The following is a 10022-nucleotide window of genomic DNA, read 5'->3' as shown; positions in this document are numbered from 1 at the left end:
GAGCGCAAACAAGCTGCTTACTAACAGTGTGATACCAAATAGCGACGATTTACCCGATAGCGGCTTTCTATCACCATCATAGGGTTTTGACAAAGTATGTTGGCATGGTAAACCATGCCCGATACGAAGGTATTTTTGCATTGTCGCTATCCTGTTATTGATAGTGAATATTAAACATTCTGATGCTGGCTGTTTCTGACGTTTTATTGCGACAAGATAATGTGTGATTCACCTTTCCAGCGAACATCACCCAACAGCAGTGTGGCTTTAGGATTTTGCAGCTTAATATCAATTTCAAAATCTTGTTTACCGTTGTCAGCCAGTATTTCAGGATGCGCAACATCAATATCAATTGAAAAACTGCCATCTGCATTTGTGCGAGCCGTACCTATGTGATTACGTAAATTGATACCTGCCATAGGCTCACCTTTCGCATTGCTCAGACGGCCAAATACAGTAATTAATTGCTTAAAGTTCGGTTTAAAATAGGTAACATTCCCCGGATACAGAGTGACCTGCTTGGTCGCCTCAGTGGTGTCAAATGTCACTTCACCGCTTTCGTTATCACTCACTTCAACGGTGTACTCTTGATATGCCGGTAACGAAAGGAAGTTATGCCCCTCAACCAGTGGATATTGATGCTGGTTAACGACCGCACTCAGCGCATGGCCACTGCCTTTTGGCAAGTCAATTAAGATCCCCGCTTCACCGGAGTCATGACCAAATGCCATACCCTTGCCTAAATCCCACCCAGCCGAGCCATTCAAACTGACACTGGTACTCATATTGCTTTGCCCGCCCGAAGCACTCACCGTACCGGTAGCATAGCGAGCATTGAAATTGGCATAGGCGTTATAATAGTTACTGTTCCCTGAATCACTCATGCTGTGATTGAATGTACCGCCAACATAGGTAATTGGGCTGTCCTCCAAACTTTTACCCACAGAAAGGTCAAGACTGTCAGCATCAGAATTACGTGAGTACCCCATTTGGATATCAGCCACCAACGGCATAGAAAATGAGAGGCTGATAAAATTATCTTTCTGACGACTGATCACCCCATAAGAGCGTGATTTCTGTTTATTCACGCCAAGACTCAACCACATCGCACCATACTGACCACTGTATAAGTGCTGTGAGTAATCCCATGATAGTTGCCGCTCTTCATCTTGGTAATCACTTGATTTGCTGTAATTCACATTGAACTGACCGGCCCCGTCAATCAGTTTTCCCATATTGATATAGGTATTCACTGATGTACGATTATCAAACCAATAATCTAGCCTTTTTCCTTGATGGCCTCTTTCTTTAGCCAACCGAATTGAACCTAAACCAAACGGCAAAGGTGCGCCTACACTGGCTGTAACATTACGACTGCCATCAGAGGCTTGCATGTTGCCGACATTAACATCAAATCCGCCTAAGAATTGTTTACTCACAGACGCTTCTTCAACCCATGTATCACGATTTAAATAAACTGAAGTGGCTAAATTGCTCCCCAAAGCGCGCCCCGATAACGAAACACCGCCAACCGGTTTATTGCTACTTTCAGCTAACGAGGAATCAGGCGAAACTAAAAGATCATTTTCATTAAATGATGTGCGTGCTCTACGCTGGCTGATCCCGCCCCAAAATTGCCAAATTGGTTTACTTAAATCGGAAAATGCAGACTGAGTTTTATCTATTTGCTGATTAGTTGTACTAACAATCTTACCGGCCACGACGACTTCTATTTTTACCTGATACAGACCTGAAGGGAGGGCAGCAGTATCCACTTCATGAATACCCATCGGCATCTGTATTACTTTTAACAGACGATCATCACGGTAAATACGGGCTTCACCCGCAGAAGGAAAATAGAGGGTTATTGGAGAGAGTGATTGCGAGGTATCGCGCTGCTGTGAACGGCCATTGTTACCATAAGCAAATGCATACATATGATCACTACTGAGTGTCGATACTAACCCCAGATCTTGTGATTGCCAGCCATTCATCATCCCAAACGAAACATAATGACCATTAATGTCACGCTCAAAAACAACTCGGTCGAGGCTTAAATCTGCATCACCACCCGTATTATAAGAACTAGAACCATCAAGGAAAAGGTGGTTTTCTTCCCACGCTTGTGTTGAGTTCAACCCCAAATAGCCATAGCTACTCGTTCCACCATCACCGCTTGAATGAGTGGTATTAAGTGTGTAATTAACCAACCCAGAAAGATCATGACTGCTCGCAACAGGCAATACGGTTGGTTTAGCAATATGATCAACCGCAAAACCATGCTCATTAAGTGTAATGGCCATGCTCATGCGCAATAAATCAAATGTCAGTGTCGCTTGATCAGCAACCTTTAATGTACCTGATTGTGTAAATTCAGCCGATTTTAGTGCGTAAAGCCCTGCTATAACCGAATCAGATAAATGAAACTCAGATAACTCTTCATTTTTTGAAAAGTGATCAATAATCAACCGATCATTTTCTAAGCGAGTATCAACATAACCAACAATAATTTCATTTTCATCATGCGTGGTTGCATCTTTATTTATGATTGTGATCGGTAAGGCGATGCCCGCTTCAAGAATAGATTTAATACTGCCTGATATCAGCAATCTTTCATTACTGATATCAGTATCAATTGTCTGCCCAAATACATAAATGGGTGCTAAACAGAGGGTAACACCAACACTAATACCCACAATAACAAGAATGTTTCTTGTCGCGGTAAAGGGAAGAAACATCTTATTATGCCTCTTGCATGATGCTATTATTTTGCCGAGTCGTATGTACCCGCATGCCATATTCCTACATGGCTACTTGGTGCATTGATATCAACATATTTCAGAGGTCTTTCTGTATGTGGCATAATTCGGCGATCTTCACGGCAGATACCGTCTTTAGGGGGAACGACTCCTTTCTTACAGGCGCCAAATGCAACATAGCGAAAAGCAGTATTACCTTTATTGACAACAATATTGTTACCTAAAGAGTAATCGAATATTTCCTGACGTGGATTTACCACTAATATCGTAGATAATATAGTACTGGTTGCTACTTGTGCACCCATTCCAGCAGAGTGGTGTTCACCCGGTACTAATACTTCATCATTCCAGATAATACGGTAATAACGCTCTTGATTATCTTTTGGGCCGTGATAAAAAAACTTCACAACAACATCTTTCTTAGGCGCAACAACAGCCCGTGCTGGACTAAAGGTAATATCACTTAGACTTGAATTTTCTTGTGTTAACGGCTCCATCGTAAATGGGCTTTTAATTGGCTCAACCTTGACAGCCATAAGGTGCGCGGCATGATCATCAACATTGCTGATTTTTTGTGTTGTTCGCTCAGATTTAGAGGGTATCTCAACTGTTACATCATCCATATAAAAAGCATACGAATAACTGCTCATTAATAGAGGAAGTAGTGCATAAAAATAACGATGCTTCATAGAATATCTCTAACAAATAACGAATAAGGCAGCCTATTGACTGCCTCAGCAATTCAGTTGCAACTCTGCTTGCGTAATTAGCTCCAAGTAGCTTGGAAAGTGACTTGTGCTTGGCCTTCATAAAGACCATCAGTTAACGCTTCAATTGTTTTACCGGTAGGAGCAACTGCTGTTGCAACAAAACTGTCAGAAGATTCTGACCCTGCAGCTAAACCGTCTAATGATGACAGGAAGGAGTTGATATTACCACTTTTATTCAGTAGAGTAGGATTAGCCTCATCTTCTGATAATGCTTTATCACCAACACTTAATACAACCTTAAACTTCTCATTAGCCTGAGCAATATGTGCCGCATAACCTTTGCTTTGAATTGCTTCAAGTTTAAAGTCTGTTGCATTAGTACCTGCAGCGCTATCATTTTGGATATTAACAATAAACGGTGCATCAGTTGGTGCAAACGTTTTGCTCTTTGGCAGATATTTAAAATTAATTGAACCTACAGGGCTAACAACCAAACGTGCATGGCTATTTTTTGATGCAGTCACAACCCAAGTTGCACTGTCTTGTTCTGTACCAGCAGCAGCAGCCATTACATTACCAGACAAAATAACGCTCATCATTACGCCAGCGACTAGGTGCTTTTTCATACTCACGTTTCTTTCCTCAATTATTTAGGCTTTGAATGATTTTGTAAGCCTTTAGTCAATTTACGGAATTCACTATAGCCATCAAATTCGATCAATTACATAAGACCATTCTTAAAAGATCAGACAATAAATAGACATGAAAAATAAGAGCAGATCTCGTTCAAAATATTCAATGCAGACACTGAGTTATGTGAAAAAATGAGAGAAAATACCTAAAAATAGGTATGAAGTAAAGTGGGTCAATTTATTTACCGATAATAGCCTATTTTTTTAAGACCACTCTGATATCAATACGGGATACCATTCATTATCCTATAGACTATTGTGACACATATGGATGTGCGAGTACGGATAGACCCAAATTTATGAATAAACCTACGATTGCGATCGTTGATAACGACATCATTGAATGTGAATTTTTGCAAAAAAAACTGCAAACACTGTATGACGTGAATGTGATTTCATTTTCAGACATAGAAAGTGCATTATATGAACTTCCCGACCATTCAGTTGACGCAATCCTTTGCGACATTCATATGCCTGACAAATCCGGAGCCGAATTTTTACTCAATCTCAAAGCGTTATATACTGAAAACCCGACTATTTTACGGCCTACCATTATCTGGTTAAGCTCAACCAACGAACATGTTTTATACTCCCATCAGCGTCTTGCCATTGAATCAGGTTTTCATTGTCCACTTGTGATTAATAAACCTTTGCAAGCGCAGCACTACCCAAGCATTATTGGCGCAATCACCTACCAACAAAAAACACTATCCCACAATACACCCAAAAAAAATCCATCCCACCCAACACCGATATCCAGTAAAGGTATCAATCGGTTATTACTGATGATTCGTGGTGTTAGTCTGGTATTACAGCCCAAAATTGCCTTGAATAAACAGCGTATTATTGGTGCTGAAGCGTTGGCGCGTTTTACCGAAAAAACACGTCTATCCGATGATGACCATATGGCAATTATTGCCGATATCGAAACACACAATCTTGATAATTTACTGTTTATGACCATGCTCGATAAGGTCATTGAGCTGCAATGCTCATTAATTAAACAAGGTATTAGCCACCCAATATCGATTAATGCTTCGGCAAAAACCATTGCATCTATCGAACTGGTGAAAGAGATATTGCAGCGTTGGTTTAGTGCAAATTTACCCGCACAATTACTGACGATAGAGCTGACTGAAAATAGCCGAATTAACAGTAAAATTGAGCTGATGGCAGCGATGAATTTGCTGCGCAATGAAGGTTTTGGTATTTCACTTGATGATTATGGCATCGGCATTTCATCACTTAAAATGCTCTCTGAGATCCCCTTTACCGAATTGAAATTAGATAAAGCTTTTATTGCCAATATTACTGAGAATCCGGTTTGTTATCATATCGTCAAACATACTGTTGATTTATGCCAAAAACTCAATATTTCAGTGGTTGCGGAAGGGGTTGAATCAAACAACCAGCATCTTGCTCTGCAAGAGATGCAATGCCCGATTGCACAAGGCTATCATTTTTATAAACCCATGTTACCGGAAAATTACTTAGAACTGTGCTTGCAATAACCCTTTTCCATTAGCCGGTGAATATCAACACCGTGCCCCATACAGGACACGGTAACGCAAATATTATTTATTGTCCCGGCTGATAAATCTGGTCAAACACTCCACCTTGTGCAAAATGTGTTTGCTGTGCTTGTGCCCAATCCCCAAACAGATCACGAATAGTAAATAGCGTTAACTGGCCAAACTGGTTGGCATATTGTGCTGCTATTTTTGGATCTGTCGGACGATAAAAATTTTTCGCTGCAATAGTCTGTGCTTCAGGTGAATACAGATACGCTAAATACTCTTTAGCAACAGCCTGAGTACCCCGCTTATTTACCACTTTATCAACCACTGCCACTGGCGGCTCGGCCAAAATAGAGACAGAAGGCGTGATAATATCAAACTTATCCGCACCCAGCTCTTTGAGCACTAAATGCGCTTCATTTTCCCATGTAATCAGCACATCGCCGATATCACGCTCAACAAATGTGGTGGTTGCCCCACGCGCACCGGAATCCAGCACTTTCACATTACGGTACAATTTACCCACAAACTCTTGTGCTGCCGTTGCCGAATTCTGATTTTGTTTTAACGCATACCCCCATGCTGCCAGATAGTTCCAGCGCGCACCGCCTGACGTTTTCGGGTTTGGCGTGATCACCTCAACATCTTGACGGATCAGATCGTTCCAGTCTTTTATCTGTTTTGGGTTACCCTTTCGCACTAAAAACACAATCGTTGAATTAAAAGGCGTTGCATGGTGTGCATAGGCCTCTGCCCAAGCAGGATTAACACGGCCTTTTTTCGCAATAGTATCAATATCATATGCCAAAGCCAGTGTCACCACATCGGCTTCAAGCCCATCAATCACCGCACGGGCCTGTTTGCCTGAGCCACCGTGCGATTGTTTGACCACCACATCATCACCGTGTAGCTTTTTCCAGTGCGCGGAAAAGAGCGTGTTATATTCGGCAAACAGTTCACGGGTAGGGTCATACGAGGCATTCAGCAACGTAATTTCAGCAGCCTGCACACTCAGTGTTAGTAATGTTGCAGCCGCTGCGGTGGTTATCCATGAATATGCGCGTAATGTCATGCGGTAACTCCTGTAATCGATTAATGCCAATATCAGTCAAAATGGCTGTTGACACTGTTTTAATCGGAATTACCGCATTTCAAAAACAACAAAAATTGCTATCGATAGCAGAAAAAAACATGTTGTTATGGATAGATCTCAATCGGCGTTCCCGGTTCAATTGAACGCCATATCTCATCCATGTCATGGTTAAGTACCGCAATACAACCATTTGTCCAGTTAGAGCGCTGCACACGGCTGCTCTGAACCGCATTCGGCTGACCATGGATCATCAACATGTTGCCCGGATTTACGCCACTCGCCTGCGCACGCTCAATATCATTGATATTGGGATAAGAGATATGAATCGCCTTGTAGTACTGGGAATCATCTTTTTTATAATCGAGCAGATACCGCCCCTCGGGTGTGCGGTTATCACCACGCATCACTTTATGCCCAACCGGATTTGCCCCGAGTGCAATCCAAAAACTTTTGATCTCCTTCCCATTACGTAAAAGAGACAAACGATACTGTGATTTTTTTACTACAACTAAATCCGCTTTAGGCGGCTCTTGTACAAAACTGGCTAAAGCAAGCGGTGCAAAAAAAGCCCCTGAAAACATAATGCTACAGACTAACAACCATGATTTTGGTACTACAAACAACTGGCGCATGATCTACTCTTATTTAAGTCACTTACAATGATCAATATGACGTCAGCACAGCAATAGGTGTATCACCCAGACACAGGGAACCCCCCTGCACCATTGAGCGGGTAAACATTAATGAGTGGCCGATTTTCAGCGTATAATAAACAGCCAGCAAAAACTTGCAATCACTAGTTTCACGACACCTTGAATCATTATTTTTGTCTGATAAATCACCACCTCCTCTTTTCTTCACTCTGTAAAAAAATCTTCTGGTTCAGGATGTGATACCGATCATAATGAAAGGAAAAAAGGCAAGAGATAGCTAATAATCTTCAGTAGTATTTCGCAAAATAACGCGGATAAACATGGCATCAGCCTCTTTCTGTACATTGCCATCGACATATCGCGAACCAAACACTGATCGCTTCCTTACCGATTTTAACGGATAACCGGACAACTCTATGACAACCTATACCTTTCCTGAAGGCTTTATCTGGGGCTCAGCAACCGCTGCGCTGCAAATTGAAGGCGCGGCCCGTGAAGAAGGGCGCGGATTATCGCAGTGGGATGTTTTCTGCCATGAGCACCCAGAGCGTATCTATCAACAAGCCAACCCTGATGTTGCCTGCGATCACTACCATCGCTACCGCGATGATGTGCGCCTGATGAAAGAGATTGGCCACAATGGTTACCGTTTATCAATCAGCTGGCCACGCCTAATACCGACAGAAGATGGTCAGATTAACCCACAGGGTGTTGAGTTTTATAACAACCTGTTTGATGCACTGCTGGCAGAAGGTATTGAACCGAATGTCACGCTCTACCACTGGGATCTTCCGGTATGGCTGGCCGATAACGGTGGCTGGGAAAATCCTAAAACGCTTGATGCCTACCTGCATTTTGCCAAAACCTGCTTTACCCTGTTTGGCGATCGCGTTAAACGCTGGGCAACCTTTAATGAACCGGCCTGGACGACACTCAATGGCTATGTCACCGCACTGCATCCGCCCTGCAAACATGACTATCGTGCCGCCATTCAAGTTGCCCACCATTTTGTACTGGCCCATGCGCGTGCAGTAAAACTGTTTCGTGCGCTTAATACCGGCGGTGAAATTGGTTTGGTGCTGAATATGTCAACCGTGTATCCGGCAACCGACAAACCCGAAGATATTGCTGCGGCGCATTTAGCTGACGGCATGTTAAACCGCTGGTTTATTGATCCGGCTCTGCTAGGGCGTTATCCGCAAGATGTGGTCGATTTTTATCAGCAACATAATCTGCTGCCTGAATGGGATGAGCAGCAATTACGTGATATTGCCGAAACAAAAATTGATTTTATCGGCGTTAATTACTACTACCCGCACTATGCCACTGCCGATGCAACAGATACCGAGTTCCACATTAACAACTCAGGCAATAACAGTGATGACTGCAAATTCTCTATTGCCGGAGTGGTTCGCTTTGTCAAAAATCCACACGGAAAATACACTGACTGGGGCTGGGAAATTGCACCGCAAGCAATGTATGACTTGTTGCAGCGAGCACATGAGTATGCCCCCGGCATTCCGGTTTATGTCACCGAAAACGGTATCGGCATGCAAGATCAGCTTAATGCCGACGGTTCGGTTGATGATGATGGCCGTATTGATTTTGTCCGCGAGCACCTCAAAGTCATTCATCAGGCTGTAAATGATGGCATTAATGTCCGTGGTTACTATATGTGGTCATTAATGGATAACTTTTCGTGGATCAACGGCTTTAAAAAACGTTATGGCTTTTTGTATATTGATCGGGAAACACAGCAGCGTTACAAGAAAAAATCAGCTTACTGGTATGCTGAGGTTGCTGCAAAAAATGGTTTTGATGAATAACCAAAACAGGTATACGCGCAGTATCTATTGATGCTCATTGATCTTATTGAATAGTACATTATCGGGGGTACAGCGAAGTCTGTGCCCTTTTTTATAACGCTGTGCTGTTGAGTAATACAGATATAAAATTAATCTATTTATGGGAGGGAGGATATAAGACAATACTTTTGAAGGGATAAAACACCAACCCCAGAAACGGGTGGAGGCTCTACCAGCCACATCCCGGCACTCGATTTCTACGCCTTGGCTGCTTCCTTCCGGATCTGACCAGGTCGACATAGTATCAATGCGGGAGGACCAATAGAGCCTCCATTGACAAACTTTCACTTGTAATCCCGTGAAAGCGCGGCAATTATCAGGGATACTGCCGTAGAATGCAATAGCTAAACCGTTCAGGTGATGTTTTCTTGCTCAGAATCAGCCAATAAAGATTCCCCCATTAATTCAATGAGTAGCAAAATTAACCACATCATTAAAATTGGCATCGAAACATGCTCAACCTGATACAGCGTCAACGCTGCAAATGGCAGTGTCGGCAGTAACCAAGTTAAACGATATAGCATTTGCCTACTCTGTTGCTGTTGCAACATCTGAATCGCTGAAATAACCCCAATAACCGACATCACCGCCAGTGTCTGCATCGGCAACCATATGCTCAGAGGGATAGCCACCACCAACAACGCGGTTGTATTGCCTTGCAACCCTTTCCAGCCTTGGCACAACAGCGCAATTGTACTCACAGCCAAAAACTGACCAAAAGTTAACCATGCCG

At 42.8% G+C, this 10022-nt stretch carries 8 protein-coding genes and 1 other RNA gene; 2 read left to right on the top strand and 7 right to left on the bottom strand.

What is annotated here, in order from left to right:
* Positions 1-203 precede the first annotated feature (203 nt).
* From ACRC27_RS08255 to ACRC27_RS08245, 3 genes are all read right to left on the bottom strand, one after another.
* Positions 204-2738 carry a TcfC E-set like domain-containing protein gene (locus ACRC27_RS08255; RefSeq protein ID WP_438639649.1) on the bottom strand — a complete coding sequence of 845 codons (2535 nt, stop codon included), beginning with the start codon at positions 2736-2738 and terminating at the stop codon, positions 204-206.
* 26 nt (positions 2739-2764) lie between these two features.
* Positions 2765-3448: a hypothetical protein gene (locus tag ACRC27_RS08250; protein ID WP_438639648.1), complete on the bottom strand. Its 684-nt coding sequence runs from the start codon at positions 3446-3448 to the stop codon at positions 2765-2767.
* 77 nt (positions 3449-3525) lie between these two features.
* On the bottom strand, positions 3526-4095 hold the full coding sequence (locus ACRC27_RS08245; RefSeq protein ID WP_438639650.1) for a common pilus major fimbrillin subunit EcpA: 570 nt from the start codon (positions 4093-4095) through the stop codon (positions 3526-3528).
* Between the two features lie 365 nt (positions 4096-4460).
* Here ACRC27_RS08245 and ACRC27_RS08240 point away from each other — a divergent pair, with 365 nt between their 5' ends.
* Positions 4461-5672, top strand: a complete 1212-nt coding sequence (locus tag ACRC27_RS08240; RefSeq protein ID WP_438639647.1) for an EAL domain-containing response regulator — start codon at positions 4461-4463, stop codon at positions 5670-5672.
* Between the two features lie 67 nt (positions 5673-5739).
* On the opposite strand, the gene ACRC27_RS08235 is transcribed toward ACRC27_RS08240, so the two are convergent.
* The gene (locus ACRC27_RS08235) at positions 5740-6750 is read right to left on the bottom strand and encodes a sulfate ABC transporter substrate-binding protein (RefSeq protein WP_438629436.1); all 1011 of its coding nucleotides are present in this window, start codon (positions 6748-6750) and stop codon (positions 5740-5742) included.
* 125 nt (positions 6751-6875) lie between these two features.
* On the bottom strand, positions 6876-7403 hold the full coding sequence (locus ACRC27_RS08230) for a L,D-transpeptidase family protein (RefSeq protein ID WP_438623032.1): 528 nt from the start codon (positions 7401-7403) through the stop codon (positions 6876-6878).
* 437 nt (positions 7404-7840) lie between these two features.
* Here ACRC27_RS08230 and ACRC27_RS08225 point away from each other — a divergent pair, with 437 nt between their 5' ends.
* On the top strand, positions 7841-9250 hold the full coding sequence (locus tag ACRC27_RS08225) for a GH1 family beta-glucosidase (RefSeq protein WP_438639646.1): 1410 nt from the start codon (positions 7841-7843) through the stop codon (positions 9248-9250).
* A 206-nt stretch (positions 9251-9456) separates the two neighbouring features.
* On the opposite strand, the gene ffs is transcribed toward ACRC27_RS08225, so the two are convergent.
* Together ffs and ACRC27_RS08215 are read right to left on the bottom strand one after the other, a co-directional pair.
* Positions 9457-9553: signal recognition particle sRNA small type (gene ffs / locus ACRC27_RS08220), an RNA gene on the bottom strand.
* An 89-nt stretch (positions 9554-9642) separates the two neighbouring features.
* Positions 9643-10022: hypothetical protein (locus ACRC27_RS08215; RefSeq protein ID WP_438639645.1), on the bottom strand; the 380-nt coding region annotated here is incomplete at its 5' end.

It is taken from the genome of Plesiomonas sp. (genome assembly GCF_051650925.1).
Classification (GTDB): domain Bacteria; phylum Pseudomonadota; class Gammaproteobacteria; order Enterobacterales; family CAMTGL01; genus Plesiomonas.
This window is presented reverse-complemented; position numbering and strand designations above follow the sequence as displayed.

Excerpts from the sequence above, each read along its gene's own strand:
- ACRC27_RS08225 (WP_438639646.1), top strand. The coding sequence starts at position 7,841 with ATGACAACCTATACCTTTCCTGAAGGCTTTATCTGGGGCTCAGCAACC.
- ACRC27_RS08230 (WP_438623032.1), bottom strand. The coding sequence starts at position 7,403 with ATGCGCCAGTTGTTTGTAGTACCAAAATCATGGTTGTTAGTCTGTAGC.
- ACRC27_RS08255 (WP_438639649.1), bottom strand. The coding sequence starts at position 2,738 with ATGTTTCTTCCCTTTACCGCGACAAGAAACATTCTTGTTATTGTGGGT.
- ACRC27_RS08245 (WP_438639650.1), bottom strand. The coding sequence starts at position 4,095 with ATGAAAAAGCACCTAGTCGCTGGCGTAATGATGAGCGTTATTTTGTCT.
- ACRC27_RS08250 (WP_438639648.1), bottom strand. The coding sequence starts at position 3,448 with ATGAAGCATCGTTATTTTTATGCACTACTTCCTCTATTAATGAGCAGT.
- ACRC27_RS08240 (WP_438639647.1), top strand. The coding sequence starts at position 4,461 with ATGAATAAACCTACGATTGCGATCGTTGATAACGACATCATTGAATGT.
- ACRC27_RS08235 (WP_438629436.1), bottom strand. The coding sequence starts at position 6,750 with ATGACATTACGCGCATATTCATGGATAACCACCGCAGCGGCTGCAACA.